Origin of the sequence: Rhizobium sp. 2MFCol3.1 (genome assembly GCF_000377565.1) — a bacterium.
Classification (GTDB): domain Bacteria; phylum Pseudomonadota; class Alphaproteobacteria; order Rhizobiales; family Rhizobiaceae; genus Rhizobium.
On the sequence record NZ_KB898361.1, the window covers coordinates 180,009 to 199,379 of the forward strand.

Genomic DNA, 19,371 nt, shown 5'->3' on the forward strand with positions numbered 1-19,371 from the left:
AATAACCGCTATGCCCGGCCTTTAGGCACATTACGGACCCTTGGGCGGATCAGTCGGCGTCGCAGGGCCAGCTTGTCGGCGTCGCCATGCCCTGGGGCAGCTTGGTTTTCGAATCGCCGCAGGCAAGCGCCACCTGCGCCTCGTCGAGGCCGGTCGCCTGTGACAGATCCAGTCCGCTGATCCTCGTCAGGAACAGGAAGGCGCGGTCGAAGGAGATCGGACCGGTGAAGGTGGCTCCGCTCAGATCGGCGCGCGACAGGTTGGTCAGCGAGAAATTCGCTCCCGTCACATCGGCGCCCTTGAAGGTGACGCGGCCGAGCTCGGCTTTCTCGAAATTGACGCTCTTCAGCGTCGCACCGTTGAAATTGGCGCGCTGCAGCTCCGCGCCCGTGAAATTGGCGCCCTCGGCATTCACGCCCTCGAAGCCGGAACGATAGGCCTCGACCTTGGAGAAATTGGCCTTACTCAGGTCGGAACCGGTAAACCAGGTACGCACCAGGGTCGCCTTCTCTAGATTGGCGGAGGCGAGATTGGTGTGGCTGAGATTGGTGAGCGTGAAATCGGCGTCGGCGAGATTTCCCTTCTGGAAATCGCCACCCTGCAGCATCAGGTTCTTCTTGCTGCAACCGCCCCAATCGATACCGGCCGTAGCGGTCGAGCCGCAATCGGCCGCGGAGATCGAACTTGTAAACACCGCCGCTGCCACGGACGCAGCCAAGGCCATCGCGGCCACGATCGATACTCTAAAGCCTGGCAATATATGCACTCCGCTTGCCGTCAATGCTCACTATAGAGCGATCTCTAGCACAGAGCGCGTCGCTTTGCATACCGTGTCAAATTGAAACGGCGAAATCGTTCAACGCGTGCAATTACTTACAGGCGAGGTTTTGGCGTCCAGAAGCTCCAGCTTGGAGAGCTTGCCGGTCAGGACGAAATCGCCGTAATCCATCGTCAGGTCGCGGGTGATGCCGTTCTCGTAGAGCTTGAACGACATGCGGTAGACCGGGAGGGCGTCCGTCTTGGTGTTCTCGTTGAAATAGGAGATGGTCACCGGCCAGAAGCTGGTCTTGGAAAAGGCGCCCGCATTGCCGGCATCAGCCTCGACGCTGACGGGTGTCACGGCCTTGCCGACAACCGTTGTCGTCGCCAGCGCCTTGTCTCCATCATCCGAGCCATCGAAGACGCGGGCTTCGAACAGGCGGGTGCCGGCCTTGGCGTTCTTGATGACGTCCATCATGTGCTCGGTGGGGAAGCGGCTTGCGGCCAGCTGCAGCTCCTTGCTCGATGGCTGCTTCAGATCGACCTTGGTCCCGTCGGCCTGATCCTGGGCCGCACCGTTCACTTCCTTGTCGAGTTGGTCGTCGGTGAAGGACTTGGTGTCGAAGGTGAACTTGCGGTCCTTCAGGTTCTCGAACGTATTGGTCTGCTGATCGCTGACGCGCACGGCATCGCCGGTGTCGATCTGCGTCACGAAGCGGAACTTCGTGGTGTAGCCGGTGCAATAGTCGCCGTCGAATTCGTAGACCATGCGGCCGGACATGCCCGAAATGCCGGAGCGCTCCGACGCATCCTTCAGTTCCAGATCGTAGATCGCTCGATGCGCGATCAGGCCCGTGGCCATCACTGCGCCGGCAGCCGGTGTCGCCGCATGAGCGGTTGCCGAAACGCCTGCAAGGAACAGCGCGGCAAGACTCGATCGGACCATAGATAATCTCCTGTTGGACTCACCAACGATGTTATAAGAACGCATCCGGCTAAATCGAGGCTCGATCGTGTCACAAAATTGATTCAAGCCCAGATGCATAGTTTTAGAACTATTCACAACAAAAGCGGAGAAGAAAATGTCCGATCAGATCGCAGCACGGCTCAAAGAGATGGGGATATCCCTGCCCCAGGCTGCAGCACCCGCAGCCAACTACGTTTCCTACGTCATCTCGGGCAACGTGCTGCACATCTCCGGCCAGTTGCCGATCGAAGACGGCAAGATCGCGGTTACCGGCCACCTCGGCCGCAATGTCGACGTCGCCACGGGCCAGCGTGCCGCTGAACTGTGCGTCATCAACATCCTGGCGCAGGCAAGTGCTGCCCTCGGCGGCGATCTTAGCCGCATCAAGCGCGTCATCAAGCTTAACGGCTTCGTGGCCTCCGTGCCTGAATTCGTCGAGCAGCATCTCGTGATCAATGGCGCATCGAACCTGATCGCCAATGTTCTCGGCGATGCCGGCAAACATGCCCGTGCCGCCGTCGGCATGGCAGCGCTTCCGATGAACGCCGCCGTCGAAATCGATGCCATCATGGAAATCGCGTAATGACCTCTGCAGCATGGCTTAAGGAACGTCCCGTCGCCCACCGCGGCTATCACGACCAGAACAAGGTCGTTTGGGAAAACACGCTTTCCGCCTTCGCGCGCGCGGTCGAGGCAGGTTTTGCGATCGAATGCGACCTGCACTACGCCTCGGATGGCGTTCCTGTCGTCTTTCACGATGAGAATCTCGAGCGCCTCTGCAACCTCAAGGGCGACGTGCGCGAGCGTACCTCGAAGGAGCTTGGCATGCTCTCGGTCGGCGGAACGGCCGACAAGATCCCGACGCTTCGCCAGCTTCTCGAACTTGTGAAGGGAAAAGTGCCGCTCGTGATCGAGCTCAAGGGCCGAGAAACCGACGATGAAGGCTTCGTTGAAGCGGTACTGGAAGAGCTCGAGGGCTATGAAGGCCAGGTGGCGCTGATGAGCTTCGACCATTGGCTCCTGAAGGAACTGAAGGCGCTGAACGCGCCCTACCCGATCGGGCTGACGGCTGGCGGAAACAAGCCCGAGGAGTTCCAAGCCCATGAAAAGGCTATGAAACACGGTCTCGACTTCATTTCCTATTTCTATGCCGACCTGCCCAACCCTTTCATCACGGCAGAGCGCGAAAAGGGCATCGTCGTCATCACCTGGACGGTTCGTGACGAGAAGGCGCGCAAGCAAACCTTCGAAAACGCCGACCAGATGACCTTCGAGGGCTTCGACCCGCGCGCGTCCGTTTGACGCTCGCTTTTTCAACAAGCCCTCGCTTTTTCATCAAGATATGCGCAGACTGGCAATGCCCCCAAATCATTGAAACGGTCTCGCATTCGCTCCATGACTGATGAACTTTCAATCCGCATAGAGCGGTCTTTCACCGCGATTTCCCCGGAGAGCTGGTCCAAGCTCGCCGGGGCTTCCCGATCAAGCACATCGATCGCCTATAATCCCTTCGTCTCACACGCCTTCCTGTCGTCGCTCGAGGAATCGGGGTCGGCAACCGCGGAGACGGGCTGGCTCGGGCACCACATGCTGCTCGAGACGGACGACGGGCGCCTTGTCGGCGCCCTGCCCGGCTATCTGAAGAACCACAGCCGCGGCGAATATGTCTTCGATCATGGCTGGGCCGACGCCTTCGAGCGCGCCGGCGGACGCTATTATCCGAAGCTGCAATGCTCCATCCCCTTTACGCCCGCCACCGGACCGCGCCTGCTGGTCGCCGAGGATTATCCGCGTCTGGCCGTACAGGACGCGATGGCGGAAAGTCTGAAGGAAGTCGTGCGTCGCCTCGGCGTATCCTCCGCGCACATCACCTTCGTGCCAGACGACGAGATGGCGGTGCTGGAGAGCGAGGAGTATCTGCACCGTACCGACCAGCAATTCCACTTCATCAACGAAGGCTATGCCAACCACGATGAATTCCTGGAAACGCTCGCCTCGCGCAAACGCAAGGCGCTTCGCAAGGAACGCAGGGCGGCGCTCGAAAACGGCATCAGCATCGATTGGCTGACCGGCAGCGATCTGACCGAGGATATCTGGGACCAGTTCTTCGCCTTCTACATGGATACCGGCAGCCGCAAATGGGGGCGGCCCTATCTCACGCGGGAATTCTACTCGCTGATCGGCGAGCGCATGCCCGAGGATATCCTGCTTGTCATGGCCAAGCACAATGGCCGCTACGTCGCCGGCGCCATCAACTTCATCGGCTCCGAAACGCTCTACGGCCGGCACTGGGGCTGCATCGAGGATCATCCCTTCCTGCATTTCGAGGTCTGCTATCACCAGGCGATCGATTTCGCGCTCGCCAAGGGGCTGAAGCGGGTGGAGGCAGGCGCGCAGGGAGAGCACAAGCTGGCCCGAGGTTACCTGCCGGTGACAACGCACTCGGCCCACTATGTCGCCCATGCGGGCCTTCGCCAGGCGATCGGTGATTACCTCGCCCGCGAGCGCGATGACGTCGAGCACATGAACGAGATTTTGAGCGAGCACAGCCCGTTCCGTCGCGGCGAGCGGCTACAGGAGGATTGACGCCCTCTCCTCAGCCGCGCTACGCGAACAGGACACCATCAGGAGAGATAAGATGACGAGCGCGGCTTACGACACCAACAACATCTTCGCCAAGATCCTGCGTGGCGAGATCCCCTCGGTCAAGGTCTACGAGGACGAGCATACGCTGGCTTTCATGGATGTGATGCCACAGGCGCCGGGCCACGTGCTTGTCGTGCCGAAGGCTGCCTCGCGCAACCTTCTCGACGCCGATCCGGCAGCACTCGCCAAGACCATCCCCGTTGTCCAGACGATCGCCAACGCGGTGAAGGAAGCCTTCGACGCCGACGGCGTGTTCGTCTGCCAGTTCAACGAACCGGCCGCCGGCCAGACCGTCTTCCACCTGCACTTCCATGTCATCCCACGCCACGAAGGCATCGCGCTGAAGCCGCATTCCGGCCAGATGGAAGATGGCGCCGTGCTGGCGGCGAATGCCGAGAAGATCAAAGCGGAGCTTTGATCGACAACGCCGAGCTTTGAGCTGAACGCACTGATAGCGGAGAACTTCAATGATACGTCACACCGTGGCATTTCGCCTGAAGCACGCGGAAGGATCCGCCGAGGAAAAGGCGTTTCTTGACGCAGCACTCATCCTCTCCACGATCCCAAGCGTGAGAAACTTCGAGCAGTTGCGGCAGACCAGCCGCAAGAACAGCTTCGCTTTCGGCTTTTCGATGGAGTTCGAAAATCAGGCTGGATACGACGCTTACAACGAGCATCCCGTACACACGGCCTTTGTCCGCGACCATTGGGTGCCTGAGGTCGAAGAATTTCTCGAGATCGACTACGCACCGCTCTGACCAGCGTTCCCTTGTCAGAGGCACAGGCTCCAAGACATGAAAAAAGGCGGCTCGAAAGCCGCCTTTTCTATTCGCTTTACTTCTTCGGCACCCTCGGCACCGCGCCCTTCTTCGGCGCGCTCTTGACCTCGGGCTCGGCAACCGCTGCTGCCTTCGACTTCTTGACCGTGGCCTTCTTGGCCTTGGCCTTCGTCTTCAGCTCGCCGTCATCCTCGTCGTCCACCTCGGGGTGTACGACTTCGGCTTCCGGCTTCGGCTTGATCGGCGCGGTGTCCGACACGGCTTCCAGGATGATGCCCGGCTTGCCGTCTTCCTTCGGTCCGACGGTGACATTGACGACGCCGCCCTTCTTCAGCTTGCCGAAGAGGATCTCGTTGGCCAACGGTTTCTTGATGACGTCCTGGATGACGCGCGCCAGCGGACGGGCGCCCATCTTTTCGTCGTAGCCCTTCTCTGCCAGCCACGAAATCGCATCCTCGTGCAGGTCGAAGGTGACGTTCCGTTCGGAAAGCTGGGCTTCGAGCTGCATGATGAACTTCTGCACGACCTTGTGGATGACCACTGTCGGCAGCGGCGCGAACGGGATGACCGCGTCGAGACGGTTGCGGAATTCCGGCGTGAAGATGCGGTTCAGCGCTTCCTCGTCCTCGCCCGTCCGCTTGGACGAACCGAAGCCGAAGGCTGCCTTTGCCATTTCCGACGCGCCCGCATTGGTCGTCATGATCAGGATGACATTGCGGAAGTCGATCTTCTTGCCGTTGTGGTCGGTCAGCGTGCCATGGTCCATCACCTGCAACAGGATGTTGTAGATGTCGGGATGGGCCTTTTCGATTTCGTCGAGCAGCACCACGCAATGCGGATGCTGGTCGACGCCATCGGTCAAGAGACCGCCCTGGTCGAAGCCGACATAGCCGGGAGGCGCACCGAGCAGACGCGAGACCGTGTGCCGCTCCATGTACTCGGACATGTCGAAGCGCAGAAGCTCGACGCCGAGCGACGAGGCCAGTTGCTTGGCCACTTCCGTCTTACCGACACCAGTCGGGCCGGAGAAAACGTAGGAGCCGATCGGCTTGTTCGGTTCACGCAGGCCGGCGCGCGCCAGCTTGATCGAGGTCGAGAGCGCTTCGATCGCGAGGTCCTGGCCGTAGACGACCGAGCGCAGTTCCTGCTCGAGATTGGCGAGAACGGCTTCGTCGTCCTTCGACACGCTCTTCGGCGGGATGCGGGCCATCGTGGCGATCGTTGCCTCGATTTCCTTCTCGGTGATCAGCTTGCGGCGCTTGGATGGCGGCAGAAGCATCTGGGCCGCGCCGGTTTCGTCGATCACGTCGATCGCCTTGTCCGGCAGCTTGCGGTCGGAGATGTAGCGCGCCGACAGCTCGACCGCCGTCTTGATGGCGTCGTTCGAGTAGCGCAGGTGGTGATATTCTTCGAAGTAAGGCTTCAGCCCCTTCATGATCGCGATGGCGTCGTCGATGGACGGCTCAGCCACATCGATCTTCTGGAAGCGACGCACCAGGGCGCGGTCCTTTTCGAAGAACTGACGATATTCCTTGTAGGTGGTCGAACCGATGCAGCGGATCGCGCCCGAAGACAGAGCCGGCTTCAAGAGGTTCGATGCATCCATCGCGCCGCCAGAGGTGGCGCCGGCGCCGATTACCGTGTGGATTTCGTCGATGAACAGAACGGCACCAGGATACTCCTCGAGTTCCTTGACGACCTGCTTCAGACGCTCTTCGAAATCACCGCGATAGCGGGTGCCGGCGAGCAGCGTGCCCATGTCGAGCGAGAAGATCGTCGCATCGGCCAGCGCTTCCGGAACCTTGCCTTCCATGATCCGCTTGGCGAGGCCTTCGGCAATCGCCGTCTTGCCGACGCCGGGATCACCGACGTAGAGCGGATTGTTCTTCGAACGGCGGCACAGGATCTGGATGGTGCGGTTGACCTCGGCGTGACGACCGATCAGCGGATCGATCTTGCCGGTCTTGGCCTTCTCGTTGAGATTGACGCAATAAGCCTTCAGGGCGTCCTGCTGCTTCTTTGCGCCGCCTTCTTCCTCGGTGCCGCGCGCGGCATTCGGCTTGCTCTCGGCTTCGCCTTCCTCGGCGCCACGCGGCGTGCGGTTTTCCGAAGAGCCGGCGCGCTTGCCGATGCCGTGCGAGATGTAGTTGACCGCGTCGTAGCGGGTCATTTCCTGCTCCTGCAGGAAGTATGCAGCGTGGCTTTCGCGCTCGGCGAAGATGGCGACGAGCACGTTCGCGCCGGTCACTTCCTCGCGGCCGGACGACTGCACATGGATCACCGCACGCTGAATGACACGCTGGAAGCCGGAGGTGGGCTTCGAGTCTTCATCGTATCCGGTGATCAGGTTGGAGAGTTCATTGTCGACGTATTCGACGAGCGTCTTCTTCAGCGCGACGAGGTCGACGTTGCAGGCACCCATGACGGCTGCCGCATCGGCGTCGTCGATCAGGGCGAGCAGCAGATGCTCGAGCGTCGCATATTCGTGATGCCGCTCGTTGGCAAAGGTCAGTGCCTGATGGAGCGCCTTCTCAAGACTAGGCGAAAATGTTGGCACGTTCAGATCCTCACTTCTTTTCCATGACGCATTGCAGCGGATGCTGGTGCTGTCGGGCGAAGTCCATCACCTGGCTCACCTTGGTTTCCGCCACCTCGTATGTAAATGTTCCGCATTCGCCAACGCCGTGGTTGTGGACATGCAGCATGATGCGGGTGGCACTTTCACGGTCCTTCTGAAAAAACCGCTCCAGGATGTGGATGACGAATTCCATGGGCGTGTAGTCGTCGTTCAGAATAAGTACGCGGTACAGGTTAGGCTTCTTGGTCTTCGGTTTGGTGCGCGTTATGACCGAGGTGCCGCGATTTCCGTTGTCCCCGTTCCTTTCGCTATCATCCTGCATCCGGACGGGCGTTGCGATCATTTTCATTCGTTCCTCGATCAACCCGGCGGAGCATGGGAGATGTGCTTTACCCGCCGAATGTCTGACTACTAACTTAGTTCATAATAGAGCGATTTTAAGCCCCTTGCTTCACACTGCAATCACAATTCGCCCGCGTCAGGCGCAAAGACACAAAAATAGCGCGCAGATTTGAGACTGCCTGACGGCAAAACAAAAAGACCGGCTGCAGATGCGTAGCCGGTCTTTGTATTTCAAGAGGTAAGAGACGTGTGCGCTAAGCTTAGGCCGCCGTCTGCGTCGCCACCGGCGCCGGCTTCATTGCCTTCGCGGCAGCCGCGACCGGCGCCTCATAGGGCTTGTAGGCGCTCTTGGCGATGTCGGAGTACATTTCCGTCAGCTTCGTCGCTTCGGCGACAAAGTTTTCGTAGGCGGACTTCACATAGCTGGTCTGCAACTCGAAGACGGCTTCGAAGCTGCGGGCGCCCGAGAGCGTCTCGAAATGCGTGACAGCATCCTGGAAAGACTTCTTGGAATATTCGGTGGTTTCCATGGCGATCGCCTGCATGCCCTTGGCGGTTTCCGAGTAGCTTTTCAGCACCGCGTCCATGGCTTCCTTACTCTTGCGATTCGTGTCCTCAAAATTCAGCATGACTATCCTCCTTGTCTTGCGTACTTGCCGTGCGTGGGCCTCCTTGCCCTGCCTCGACATCGAAGGTTAGCTGCACCGCACACGAAGTCAAGCGACTTTGTGCAATGCAAAACAATCATTGGTTGCGTCGATGATTGTAATTGCGGCCCGGTTTTCGAGCGACGTACGTCTTTAATTAATTTCGCTAAAATATATCAGGCGGCCGCAACCGTAAGCTTTGAACAAAAACTCGGTTGCGAGCCGCGAATACTTTCTCGACGACGATCAGTCGAGCAGATCGGCCGGAACCTTGCCGCCGTTTTCCGACAGCTTCTTCAGAAGCGACTTGTGCAGGAACATGTTCATCGTCGCCGAGTCGTTCTTGTCGCCGGTATAGCCGAGCTCGGTCGCCAACTCCTTGCGCTCGGTCAGGCTCGCATCCATGCCAAGAGCCTTCATGAGATCGACGATCGAGCGGCGCCAATCGAGCTTCTGGCCGTTCTTCTTGACGGCGGCGTCGAGCACCATGGCGATATCGACCGAGGTCGATGGCGCGGAAGTGGCTGGCGATGTGGGTGCAGGGGTCGGAGACGGGCTCGGGGCGGCTGAAGGCGATATCGGCGCCTGCGCGGGCTCGATCTTAGGTGCAGCGGCCGGGGTTGCCTCGGCGGCGTGTGCCTCACCCCAGATTGCGTGTTTGATCTTGTCGAAAATACCCATGTCCGGTTTCCCCTTGATGGCGCTCGAGCACATGCTCAAGCCCAAGATGGGGCGCAAGACCGGGTGGTCCAGAGCGGGACCAGCAATTTCGGCCAGGCCGCGACGTCGCGGCCCAGGCACAATCGGTGCGAGACGAAGCTCGCAACCGGATCAGAGATCGACGTCGAGGATCGCCATCGAGAAGTTGTACGAGCGGTCGCCGTCCTCGTCATCGATGTAGACGACGCCCAGAAATTCCTCGCCCATGTAGACTTCAGCGGAGTCGTTCTTGCGCGGACGTGCCTTGACGATCATTTCCGGGTTGAACGTGCGTTTGAAATAGGCGTCGAGTTTCTTGATTTCTTCGGGCTTCACACTGCATCTCCTGAGCGGTCTCAATGGCCGCTTTTTGCATGGGAAAGTTGGGTCTGTAAAGGCGCGGAGCCGGTTGCGATACCGCTTTCCCCGCCGTTCTTCAGGCCATGTTGTCGCTATGAGCGACGCGAAAACGCCTAGATGTCGGCGCCCATCACCTGATCCATGATCACCTGATCCATGAGCCTCGATGGTTCCGAACAGCCGGCCGTGCCGACCACCTTGGCGGGTACGCCCGCGACGGTCGTCTTCGGCGGTACCGCCTTCAGCACGACGGAACCGGCGGCAATGCGCGAGCAATGACCAATCTCGATATTGCCGAGGATCTTAGCACCCGCGCCGATCAAGACGCCGCTGGCGATCTTCGGATGGCGATCGGCGCCCTCTTTGCCGGTGCCCCCGAGCGTGACGCCGTGCAGGATCGAGACGTTGTCGCCGATGACGGCGGTTTCGCCAACGACGAGTCCCGTCGCGTGATCGAGGAAGATACCGCGGCCGATACGTGCGGCCGGGTTGATGTCGGTCTGGAAGACGCTCGACGAGCGGCTCTGCAGGTAGAGCGCCAGATCACGGCGGCCGCGATTGAGCAGCCAGTGCGCGAGACGATGGGTCTGCAGCGCGTGGAAACCCTTGAAGTAGAGCAGCGCTTCCATGAAGCGCAGGCATGCTGGATCGCGGTCGTAGACGGCCTGGATATCGACGCGCAGGATGGCGCCCCATTCCGGCCAGTCGGCCAGCATCTGGTCGAAGGTCTGGCGCAGCAGGATCGCCTGCATATCGGGATGATCAAGGCGCTCGCAGATGCGGTAGATCACGCATTCCTCGAGCGAGCGATGGTTGAGCACGGTGGAATACAGAAATGCCGCCAGCACCGGATCGGCTTCGGCGGCAAGACGCGCTTCCTCGCGCAGGCTATCCCAGATGGGGTCCATCGCCTTGAGCGAACCTTGGGTCTCAAGAGGACGAATGTCTGACTTCGCGACCATCGAGGTCTCCTTGTCTTCCGAATGGCATTCCATCCGGGCATTGTATTCAGACTGGGTATTCCGGCTGGATCCGTCGATCGGCGCCGGGCATTTGCGCCTGAGTGTCACCCTATATAGGGCAAAATCCGGCTGATATAAATGGGGCGACGGAAACGGCTTTTCGCTATTTCCACATTTTGGTGAACGATCGTCCTTGCGCGCCCGCCCCTGATGTCACCGGGCGGAGAGCTCCGCATAGAAGTCCAGCACGGCCGCCTTGAACACCTTGTCTCCGACGGCGAGCATGTGGTCGCGGCCGGGGATATCGAGCGCGCGGGCGTCGGGCATCAGCGCCGCCAGTTCCTGCGGGGAACCGGCGATGTCGTCCTTGGTGCCAACCGCCACCAGCGTCGGCGCCTCGATCTTCGCCATGTCGCTTCGTTCGACCAGATCGCGCGAGCCCCTGATGCAGGCGGCGAGCGCCTGGCGGTCGCTCTTCGTCTGCTCGGCGAAGGCGCGGAACATGCGGCCGCGGGCATGGGTGACGCCATCGATCGAGGGCGCCAGCAGCGCATCGGCGATCGGGTCCCAATCGCCGACACCATCGGTCATGCCGATGCCGAGGCCGCCGAGCACCAGCGAGCGGACGCGATCGGGCCTGCTGAGCGCCGCGAAGACCGAGATGCGCGCACCCATCGAGTAGCCGATGAGGTTGGCTTCCGGAATGCCGAGGTGATCGAGCAGCGCGATGGAATCAGCCGCCATGATCCACGGGCGATAGGCTTCGGAATCATGCGGCTTGTCGCTTGCGCCGTGGCCTCTGTTGTCCATGGCGATGACCCGGTATCCGGCCTCGCCCAGCGTTTTCAGCCAGCCCGGGTAGACCCAGTTGACGCTGGCGGTGGAGGCGAAGCCGTGGATGAGCAGCACCGGCGGCCCCTCGGGATTTCCCTCGTCGAAGTAGGAGAGGTTGAGGCCGTCGTGCACGAAGGTCGAAAAGGCAGGCGTATTCAAGTTCATCGGGGCAGTCCTGTTTTGCCGGGACCATATTTTATCGGGCCGCTGACGGGAACCCCTGCCCCAATCAAAAAGCACGGTCCAAAAGCGCCTCCAAAAACTATCGGGCGCGCCTCTCCTTTGGCTCGACACATTTCCGGCGACGCACTATAAGGTGCCCACGTTTTCAAAGGCATTCGGAGATCCCTCATGGCCGGTCACAATATCCCTCACTTCCAGAACGACGGCGGACACCGTGTCATCGAAGTCGGCGTGAAGGAATTCATGTGCACCGGCGCCTCCGTTCCCTACGACCACCCGCATATCTTCATCGACATGGGCGACGAGAACGAGAAGGTCTGTTCCTACTGCTCGACTCTCTACCGCTTCAACGGCGCGCTGAAGGCCACCCAGACGAACCCGGCTGGCTGCGTCTTCCACTTCCAGGTCGCTTAATTCTAAAACACAGATTGGATCGACCATGTCGGTCGAACATGCCGCTATTATCGGAGCGGGCGTCGCTGGTTTGACGGCGGCGCTGGCACTCGCCAGGCATGGCATTCGCTCCGAGATCTTCGAGCAGGCGCCTGAGCTGACCGAGGTGGGCGCCGGGCTGCAGATATCGCCCAATGCATCGCGCATCCTCGACAAGCTCGGCGTTCTCGACCTGCTGACGCCGATCTGGCTCGAGCCGAACAACATTCGCCTGATCTCCGGCACATCACTGCATGAACTGGCCGCCGTGCCATCGGGCCCTGCCGCCCGCGCGCGCTGGGAGGCGCCCTACGGGGTGCTGCATCGCACGAGCCTGCAAGGCGCGCTGCTTGCCGCCGTAAAAGACAATCCGCTCTGCACGCTGCATCTCGGCTCGCGCATCGAAAGCGGCGACATCGCAGCGATCACTCGCGCGGGCGGCGTGATCATCGGCGCCGATGGCGTCTGGTCGAAGACACGCGATCTCGTCGCCGACAGCCCCTCCTCGCGCTTTTCCGGCAACATCGCCTATCGCTTCACCGTCTCGGCGGCGGATGCGCGGGGCGTGCTGAACCGCGAGAGTGTTTCGGCCTTTCTCGGGCCATCGGCGCATCTGGTGGCCTATCCGCTGCGCGAGACCGACAACTTCAACATGGTGGCGATCACCACGGGCCATGCCGCTACCCGCGAATGGCTGGCGCAGCCGACGCAGGCGCAGCGCCAACAGTTGCTCGCCCGCTTCTCGCGCTGGAACCCGGCGTTGCTGTCGCTCTTCGAAAAATCCGGCGAGATGACCTTCTGGCCGCTTTACGAGGCGACGCGCGGCAAGTGGCAGAACGGCCGCGATACGGTGCTGATCGGGGATGCGGCGCATGCGATGATGCCGTTTGCCGCGCAAGGTGCTGCGATGGCGATCGAAGACGCCTACGAACTGGCGTCGTTCCTGGCCAAACGCCCTGCTTCAGAAGCGCTGCCGCTGTTCGAGGCCCATCGCGTGCCGCGCGTGAACCGGCTGCGCCAACGCGGCGCGTTCAACCAGTTCGTCTATCACGCCCGTGGTCCATTCCGGATCGGGCGTGATATCGTTCTTTCTTTGAAGCCGCCGCAAAGTCTCGCGGCGGATCTTGACTGGATCTACGCTTATCGCGCGATGGACTGACAGCGCCGCTGATCAGACCGCCTTGGCGGCGGCGAAACCGCGCTCGATATCGAGCTTGATATCGGCAACATCCTCCAGACCGATCTGAAGGCGGATCACCGGCCCCTCGGTCGGCGCCTTGGTGACGCGGCGGTCGTTCAGATTGACGTGGACCGCAAGGCTCTCGAAACCACCCCAGGACCAACCGAGACCGAAAATCCGGAGCGCATCAAGGAAGGCATGCGCCTTCGGCTTGAAGGCGGCCGGGCTATCGGCCTTCAGCACGAAGGAGAAGATCCCGCTGGCGCCCTTGAAGTCGCGCTTCCAGAGCTCGTGGCCCGGGAAGCTCGGCAACGCCGGATGCAGCACGGCGGCCACGTCTTCGTGGCCTTCCAGCCATTTGGCGATGGTGAGCGCGCTCTCGTAGTGGCGCTCGAGGCGCACACCCATGGTGCGCAGGCCGCGCAGGATCTGGTAGGCATCGTCAGGCGCGCCGCAGATGCCGAGCGTGATGTTGGCCTCGTGCAGCTGCTCCCAGTGCTTGGCATTGGCCGAAACCGTGCCCATCAGAATATCGGAGTGGCCGGACGGATACTTCGTCGCCGCGTGGATCGAGATATCGACGCCGTAATCGAGCGGGCGGAAATAGACAGGTGTCGCCCAGGTATTGTCCATCGTCACCACCGCGCCGTGCTTGTGGGCGATCGCGGCAATGGCCGGAATATCCTGCATCTCGAAGGTGTTGGAACCCGGCGCTTCGGTGTGCACCAGCTTGGTGTTGGGCTTGATCAGCGTCTCGATGCCGACGCCGATGGCCGGATCGTAATATTCGACGGAAACGCCGAGGCGCTTCAGCATCGTGTCGCAGAAATGGCGGGTCGGGCCATAGACCGAATCGACGACCAGCGCATGATCGCCGGACGACAGGAAAGCCAGGAACGGCACCGTGACGGCGGCGAGACCCGAGGGAACGAGTATCGTTCCGGCCGATCCCTCAAGCGCGTCTATCGCTTCGCAAAGAGCATCGGTGGTCGGCGTTCCGCGTGTTCCGTAGGTGTATTTCTGCGCCCGCTGATCCATCGCCTTGGCATTGGGAAACAGCACCGTCGACGCATGCACGACGGGCGGATTGACGAAGCCATGATAGTCGGAAGGATCATTGCCGATATGCGAAAGGCGGGTGTTGATGCCGGCGTTTTGAAGCAGGCCGTCTCTATCTGTCATGTCTAATTAAGCCTTTGGAATGAACGCTCTTTGCGGAACTCTTGGACCTCTCCCGAGGCGGGGTCAACCCCGCTCACGTAACGTAAAGTCGACCAAGAGAACCGGTCGGTACGGCAATTATCCAGATATATCAGTGAGTTTGCGCGATTTTTTTCGCCAAACACTGCCTTTTGGGTAATCAATTGCTCATTTTGTGAGCCGCACTCAGCAAATTGCCGAAATATCACGCAATCTTGTGGCGCGAGACTTGACCGTGGTGACATTTCCGACTGTGATAGACCAACTCGCGCCGGGAGGGTGTCGGGTCTTTTGGGGGGTCAGCATGCTTCTGCGGATGCTCCCACAATAAACAAAAGATAACGGAAAAAGGTTGGGAAAAATGAAGATTAAGCTTCTGTCGGTCGCCATTGGCGCAGCAGTCTTCGCACTTGGCGCTTCGGCAGCTTCGGCGACGACGCTTGGGGACGTAAAAGCAAAAGGGTTCGTTCAGTGCGGCGTCAACACCGGTCTGACCGGTTTCGCGGCACCTGACGCTTCCGGCAACTGGGCCGGTTTCGACGTCGATTTCTGCAAGGCCGTTGCATCCGCCGTCTTCGGCGATCCGACCAAAGTGAAGTACACGCCGACCAACGCCAAGGAGCGCTTCACGGCGCTGCAGTCCGGCGAAATCGACGTCCTGTCGCGTAACACGACATGGACCATCAACCGTGACACCGCTCTCGGCTTCAACTTCCGCCCGATCACCTATTATGACGGTCAGGGCTTCATGGTTCGCAAGAGCCTGAACGTGAAGTCGGCTCTCGAACTCTCGGGCGCTGCCATCTGCGTACAGTCCGGCACCACGACCGAGCTCAACCTCGCCGACTACTTCAAGGCCAACAACCTGCAGTACAATCCGGTGGTTTTCGAAAAGCTCGAGGAAGTCAACGCAGCCTATGATTCGGGCCGTTGCGACGTCTACACCACCGACCAGTCCGGCCTCTACTCGCTGCGTCTGACGCTGAAGAACCCCGACGAGCACATGATCCTGCCTGAGATCATCTCCAAGGAGCCGCTCGGCCCGGCCGTTCGCCAGGGCGACGACCAGTGGTTCGACATCGTTTCCTGGACGGCTTACGCGCTGATCAACGCCGAGGAGTTCGGCATCACGCAGGCCAACGTCGACGAGATGAAGAACTCGCCGAACCCAGATATCAAGCGCTTCCTCGGCTCCGAGGCTGACACCAAGATCGGCACCGATCTCGGTCTCACCAACGACTGGGCTGCAAACGTCATCAAGGGCGTCGGCAACTACGGCGAAATCTTCGAGCGCAACATCGGCCAGGGCAGCCCGCTGAAGATCGCTCGCGGCCTGAACGCGCTGTGGAACAAGGGCGGCATCCAGTACGCACCTCCGGTCCGCTAATCGGCCCCTTATGAAAGCCCGGAAAGGCGGCCAAGCCGCCTTTCCGTCTTCCAAAAAAGAAAAGCCCTAAAAGGGGCACACAGGGGAAAGGCTCGGCATGGCGCAGCAAGAGGCGGCTCACACCGCACCCATATCCGAAAGCGGCTGGAACTACCGGTCCGTACTCAACGACCCGAAATATCGGGGCATCTTCTTCCAGGTTCTCACCGTTGTCGCACTCGTCGGCCTCGTCTGGTGGATCGCGCACAACACCGCGGCCAACCTCGCACGCAGCAACACGGCCTCGGGCTTCGGCTTCCTGCGCGGCCGCGCCGGCTTCGAAATCGGCCAGTCGCTGATCTCCTACACCAGCGATTCGACCTACGGACGCGCTCTTGTCGTCGGCATCCTCAACACCATGCTGGTGGCCATCACCGGCATCATCACGGCGACCATCATCGGCTTCATCGTCGGCATCGGGCGCCTGTCGCACAACTGGCTGATCGCCAAGCTTTGCCAGATCTACGTCGAGGTGTTCCGCAACATCCCGCCGCTGCTCGTCATCTTCTTCTGGTATTCCGGCGTTCTCGCCGTTCTGCCGCAGCCGCGTGAATCGCTGCACCTGCCGTTCAGCATGTTCCTCAACAATCGCGGCCTGGCCTTCCCTCGCCCGATCTTCGAGAGCGGCATGCTCGCGGTGCTGGCGGCATTCGTGATCGCGATCATCGCCGTCATCTTCATGGCGCGCTGGGCGCACAAGCGGCAGGCCGCCACCGGCAAGCCGTTCCACACCATCTGGGTATCGATCGGGCTCATCGTCGGTCTGCCCGTCGTAGCCTTCCTCGCATCGGGACTGCCGATGTCCTTCGACATTCCCGTTGCCGGCAAGTTCAACCTTACCGGCGGCTCGGTTGTCGGGCCTGAGTTCATGTCGCTGTTCCTGGCGCTGTCCTTCTACACCGCATCCTTCATCGCCGAGATCGTGCGCGGTGGTATTCGGGGCGTGCCGAAGGGCCAGTCGGAAGCGGCCGGAGCACTCGGTCTGCATCCCTCCAGCGTCACCCGCCTCGTCGTCGTGCCGCAGGCCATGCGCATCATCATCCCGCCGCTGACGAGCCAGTATCTCAACCTCACCAAGAACTCGTCGCTGGCGATCGCCATCGGCTTCTCCGACCTCGTCGCGGTCGGCGGCACCATCATGAACCAGAGCGGTCAGGCGATCGAGATCGTTTGTATCTGGGGTATCATCTACCTTGGACTGAGCATCCTCACCTCGCTGTTCATGAACTGGTTCAACGCCAAGATGGCCCTGGTGGAGAGATAAGACGATGTCCGTATCCAAGAACTCTTTCGTCCGAACAACCATGCTGTCGCCAGAACCCGCCCCGGCGGGAGAAAAGGGCGTAACCGCCTGGGTCCGCAAGAACCTTCTGGCGACGCCGAAAGACGTCGTGCTGACGGTGCTTGCGCTGGCGCTGATCCTTTGGGCGGTGCCGCACATCGTCAACTGGCTGTTCATCGAGGCCGTCTGGTCCGGTCCCGATCGCACCTTCTGCGCAACGACCGTCCAGGGCGGCGTTCAGCCTGATGGCTGGAGCGGCGCTTGCTGGGCCTTCGTGCAGGCCAAGTACGACCAGTTCATCTTCGGCCGCTATCCGATCAGCGACCGCTGGCGCCCGACCATCGTCGGCATCCTGTTCGTGGCACTGCTGGTGCCGATGCTGATCCCGTCGGTGCCGCGCAAGGGTCTGAACGCCATCCTGCTGTTCCTCGTCCTGCCGGTCGTCTCCTTCTGGCTGCTTTACGGCGGCTTCGGTCTCGAGGTCGTTGAAACGTCGCTCTGGGGCGGCCTGATGGTGACGCTGATCCTTTCCTTCGTCAGCATCGCGGTCTCCTTCCCCTGCGGCATCCTGCTCGCGCTCGGACGGCGATCGAAGATGCCGGTCATCCGCATGGTCTGCGTGGCCTTCATCGAAATCGTCCGCGGCGTGCCGCTGATCACCGTCCTCTTCATGGCCAGCGTCATGCTGCCGCTGTTCCTGCCGACCGGCTGGACCATCGACAAGCTGCTGCGCGCATTGATCGGGGTGTCGATCTTCACCTCGGCCTACATGGCCGAAGTCATCCGCGGCGGCCTGCAGGCCATTCCGAAGGGCCAGTTCGAGGGCGCGGATTCGCTCGGCCTCGGCTACTGGCAAAAGACCCGGCTGGTGATCATGCCGCAGGCGATCAAGCTGGTTATCCCCAGCATCGTCAACACCTTCATCGGCACCTTCAAGGATACGTCGCTGGTGTCGATCATCGGCATGTTCGACCTGTTGAACATCGTGCGCCTGAACTTCTCGGACGCCAACTGGGCAAGTGCGGTGACGCCTTTGACCGGCCTGATCTTCGCGGGCTTCGTTTTCTGGCTTTTCTGCTTCGGCATGTCACGCTATTCAAACTTCATGGAACGCCACCTCGACACTGGCCACAAACGATAAGAGCAAGGGGAAAAATCATGGCTGAAGCCCAACCCAAAAAGATGACCGTGTCGGCAACCGATGTTGCCATCGAAATCATCGGCATGAACAAGTGGTACGGTGATTTCCACGTGCTGCGCGACATCAACCTGAAGGTCATGCGCGGCGAGCGCATCGTCATCGCCGGCCCTTCCGGCTCCGGTAAGTCGACGATGATCCGCTGCATCAACCGCCTGGAAGAACACCAGAAGGGCCAGATCATCGTCGATGGCACGGAACTGACCAACGACCTGAAGAAGATCGACGAAGTGCGCCGCGAAGTCGGCATGGTCTTCCAGCACTTCAACCTCTTCCCGCATCTGACGATCCTGGAAAACTGCACGCTGGCGCCGATCTGGGTGCGCAAGATGCCGAAGAAGCAGGCCGAAGAGATCGCCATGCACTTCCTCAAGCGCGTCAAGATCCCCGAGCAGGCCAACAAGTATCCGGGCCAGCTCTCCGGCGGCCAGCAGCAGCGCGTGGCGATCGCCCGCTCGCTGTGCATGAACCCGAAGATCATGCTGTTCGACGAGCCGACCTCGGCGCTCGACCCTGAAATGATCAAGGAAGTGCTCGACACCATGGTCGGTCTTGCCGAAGAAGGCATGACGATGCTCTGCGTGACCCACGAAATGGGCTTCGCCCGCCAGGTCGCCAACCGCGTCATCTTCATGGACCAGGGCCAGATCGTCGAACAGAACTCTCCCGCCGAGTTCTTCGACAATCCGCAGCACGAGCGCACCAAGCTATTCCTCAGCCAGATCCTGCACTAGGACTGCGACAGTAATGCTCAATGAAAACCCGCCGGGCGAAAGCCGCGGCGGGTTTTTCTATGCCCGGCGGGAACCTGGGAACGAAGGCGCCTCCTCACTCTCGGCGTCATCCTCGGCCAACGTGCCGAGGATCTAAGCACGTGGCCCAGAATGCAACAGTGCT

The 19,371-nt window shown here is 60.7% G+C and carries 21 protein-coding genes; 11 read left to right on the forward strand and 10 right to left on the reverse strand.

Going from position 1 to position 19,371, the window contains the following annotated elements; genetic code table 11:
* Positions 1-49 precede the first annotated feature (49 nt).
* Together D460_RS0118200 and D460_RS0118205 are read right to left on the reverse strand one after the other, a co-directional pair.
* Entirely contained in the window at positions 50-724 is a 675-nt protein-coding gene (locus D460_RS0118200; protein WP_245267768.1) for a pentapeptide repeat-containing protein, read from the reverse strand.
* Between the two features lie 132 nt (positions 725-856).
* A complete protein-coding gene (locus D460_RS0118205; RefSeq protein ID WP_018900012.1) occupies positions 857-1,705 on the reverse strand; it encodes a cell envelope integrity EipB family protein in 849 nt (282 codons plus the stop codon).
* 136 nt (positions 1,706-1,841) lie between these two features.
* Between D460_RS0118205 and D460_RS0118210 the strand changes: the two genes are divergently transcribed.
* The 5 genes from D460_RS0118210 (at position 1,842) to D460_RS0118230 (ending at position 5,130) form a co-directional block, all read left to right on the forward strand.
* The gene (locus D460_RS0118210) at positions 1,842-2,309 is read left to right on the forward strand and encodes a RidA family protein (protein WP_018900013.1); all 468 of its coding nucleotides are present in this window, start codon (positions 1,842-1,844) and stop codon (positions 2,307-2,309) included.
* Positions 2,309-3,028 (forward strand): glycerophosphodiester phosphodiesterase, encoded by a 720-nt coding sequence (locus D460_RS0118215; RefSeq protein ID WP_018900014.1) that lies wholly within the window; start codon positions 2,309-2,311, stop codon positions 3,026-3,028. Before D460_RS0118210 ends, D460_RS0118215 begins: the two co-directional genes overlap by 1 nt.
* Before the next feature lie 93 nt (positions 3,029-3,121).
* A complete protein-coding gene (locus tag D460_RS0118220) occupies positions 3,122-4,312 on the forward strand; it encodes a GNAT family N-acetyltransferase (RefSeq protein ID WP_018900015.1) in 1,191 nt (396 codons plus the stop codon).
* 52 nt (positions 4,313-4,364) lie between these two features.
* Complete coding sequence (locus D460_RS0118225) at positions 4,365-4,790, forward strand: HIT family protein (RefSeq protein WP_018900016.1); 426 nt, start codon at positions 4,365-4,367, stop codon at positions 4,788-4,790.
* A gap of 49 nt (positions 4,791-4,839) precedes the next feature.
* Positions 4,840-5,130: a Dabb family protein gene (locus tag D460_RS0118230; protein ID WP_018900017.1), complete on the forward strand. Its 291-nt coding sequence runs from the start codon at positions 4,840-4,842 to the stop codon at positions 5,128-5,130.
* Positions 5,131-5,206: 76 nt separating this feature from the next.
* Here the strand turns inward: D460_RS0118230 and clpA are convergent, their stop codons facing one another.
* The 7 genes from clpA to D460_RS0118265 all read right to left on the reverse strand — a co-directional run bounded on the left by clpA (position 5,207) and on the right by D460_RS0118265 (position 11,738).
* Positions 5,207-7,708, reverse strand: a complete 2,502-nt coding sequence (clpA, locus tag D460_RS0118235; RefSeq protein ID WP_018900018.1) for an ATP-dependent Clp protease ATP-binding subunit ClpA — start codon at positions 7,706-7,708, stop codon at positions 5,207-5,209.
* Positions 7,709-7,718: 10 nt separating this feature from the next.
* A complete protein-coding gene (gene clpS / locus D460_RS0118240) occupies positions 7,719-8,072 on the reverse strand; it encodes an ATP-dependent Clp protease adapter ClpS (RefSeq protein WP_018900019.1) in 354 nt (117 codons plus the stop codon).
* Between the two features lie 259 nt (positions 8,073-8,331).
* Positions 8,332-8,700, reverse strand: a complete 369-nt coding sequence (locus tag D460_RS0118245; RefSeq protein ID WP_018900020.1) for a phasin family protein — start codon at positions 8,698-8,700, stop codon at positions 8,332-8,334.
* 264 nt (positions 8,701-8,964) lie between these two features.
* A complete protein-coding gene (locus D460_RS0118250; RefSeq protein WP_018900021.1) occupies positions 8,965-9,399 on the reverse strand; it encodes a DUF3597 domain-containing protein in 435 nt (144 codons plus the stop codon).
* 150 nt (positions 9,400-9,549) lie between these two features.
* Positions 9,550-9,753, reverse strand: coding sequence for a DUF3126 family protein (locus D460_RS0118255; protein WP_018900022.1), 204 nt, complete (start codon positions 9,751-9,753; stop codon positions 9,550-9,552).
* Positions 9,754-9,890: 137 nt separating this feature from the next.
* The gene (cysE, locus tag D460_RS0118260; RefSeq protein WP_026283285.1) at positions 9,891-10,739 is read right to left on the reverse strand and encodes a serine O-acetyltransferase; all 849 of its coding nucleotides are present in this window, start codon (positions 10,737-10,739) and stop codon (positions 9,891-9,893) included.
* Between the two features lie 213 nt (positions 10,740-10,952).
* Entirely contained in the window at positions 10,953-11,738 is a 786-nt protein-coding gene (locus D460_RS0118265) for an alpha/beta hydrolase (protein ID WP_018900024.1), read from the reverse strand.
* A 186-nt stretch (positions 11,739-11,924) separates the two neighbouring features.
* On the opposite strand from D460_RS0118265, the gene D460_RS0118270 reads away from it, so the two are divergent.
* Both D460_RS0118270 and D460_RS0118275 read left to right on the forward strand, forming a co-directional pair.
* The gene (locus D460_RS0118270) at positions 11,925-12,170 is read left to right on the forward strand and encodes a zinc-finger domain-containing protein (protein WP_018900025.1); all 246 of its coding nucleotides are present in this window, start codon (positions 11,925-11,927) and stop codon (positions 12,168-12,170) included.
* Positions 12,171-12,195: 25 nt separating this feature from the next.
* Positions 12,196-13,347, forward strand: coding sequence for an FAD-dependent monooxygenase (locus D460_RS0118275; RefSeq protein ID WP_018900026.1), 1,152 nt, complete (start codon positions 12,196-12,198; stop codon positions 13,345-13,347).
* Positions 13,348-13,359: 12 nt separating this feature from the next.
* Here D460_RS0118275 and D460_RS0118280 read toward each other — a convergent pair whose 3' ends face one another.
* Positions 13,360-14,550, reverse strand: coding sequence for a cystathionine beta-lyase (locus D460_RS0118280; RefSeq protein WP_018900027.1), 1,191 nt, complete (start codon positions 14,548-14,550; stop codon positions 13,360-13,362).
* 379 nt (positions 14,551-14,929) lie between these two features.
* Here D460_RS0118280 and D460_RS0118285 point away from each other — a divergent pair, with 379 nt between their 5' ends.
* The 4 genes from D460_RS0118285 to D460_RS0118300 all read left to right on the forward strand — a co-directional run bounded on the left by D460_RS0118285 (position 14,930) and on the right by D460_RS0118300 (position 19,208).
* A complete protein-coding gene (locus tag D460_RS0118285; protein ID WP_018900028.1) occupies positions 14,930-15,955 on the forward strand; it encodes an amino acid ABC transporter substrate-binding protein in 1,026 nt (341 codons plus the stop codon).
* Between the two features lie 97 nt (positions 15,956-16,052).
* The gene (locus D460_RS0118290; protein WP_018900029.1) at positions 16,053-17,258 is read left to right on the forward strand and encodes an amino acid ABC transporter permease; all 1,206 of its coding nucleotides are present in this window, start codon (positions 16,053-16,055) and stop codon (positions 17,256-17,258) included.
* 4 nt (positions 17,259-17,262) lie between these two features.
* Positions 17,263-18,417 carry an amino acid ABC transporter permease gene (locus D460_RS0118295; RefSeq protein ID WP_018900030.1) on the forward strand — a complete coding sequence of 385 codons (1,155 nt, stop codon included), beginning with the start codon at positions 17,263-17,265 and terminating at the stop codon, positions 18,415-18,417.
* A gap of 17 nt (positions 18,418-18,434) precedes the next feature.
* A complete protein-coding gene (locus D460_RS0118300) occupies positions 18,435-19,208 on the forward strand; it encodes an amino acid ABC transporter ATP-binding protein (RefSeq protein WP_018900031.1) in 774 nt (257 codons plus the stop codon).
* Positions 19,209-19,371 lie beyond the last annotated feature (163 nt).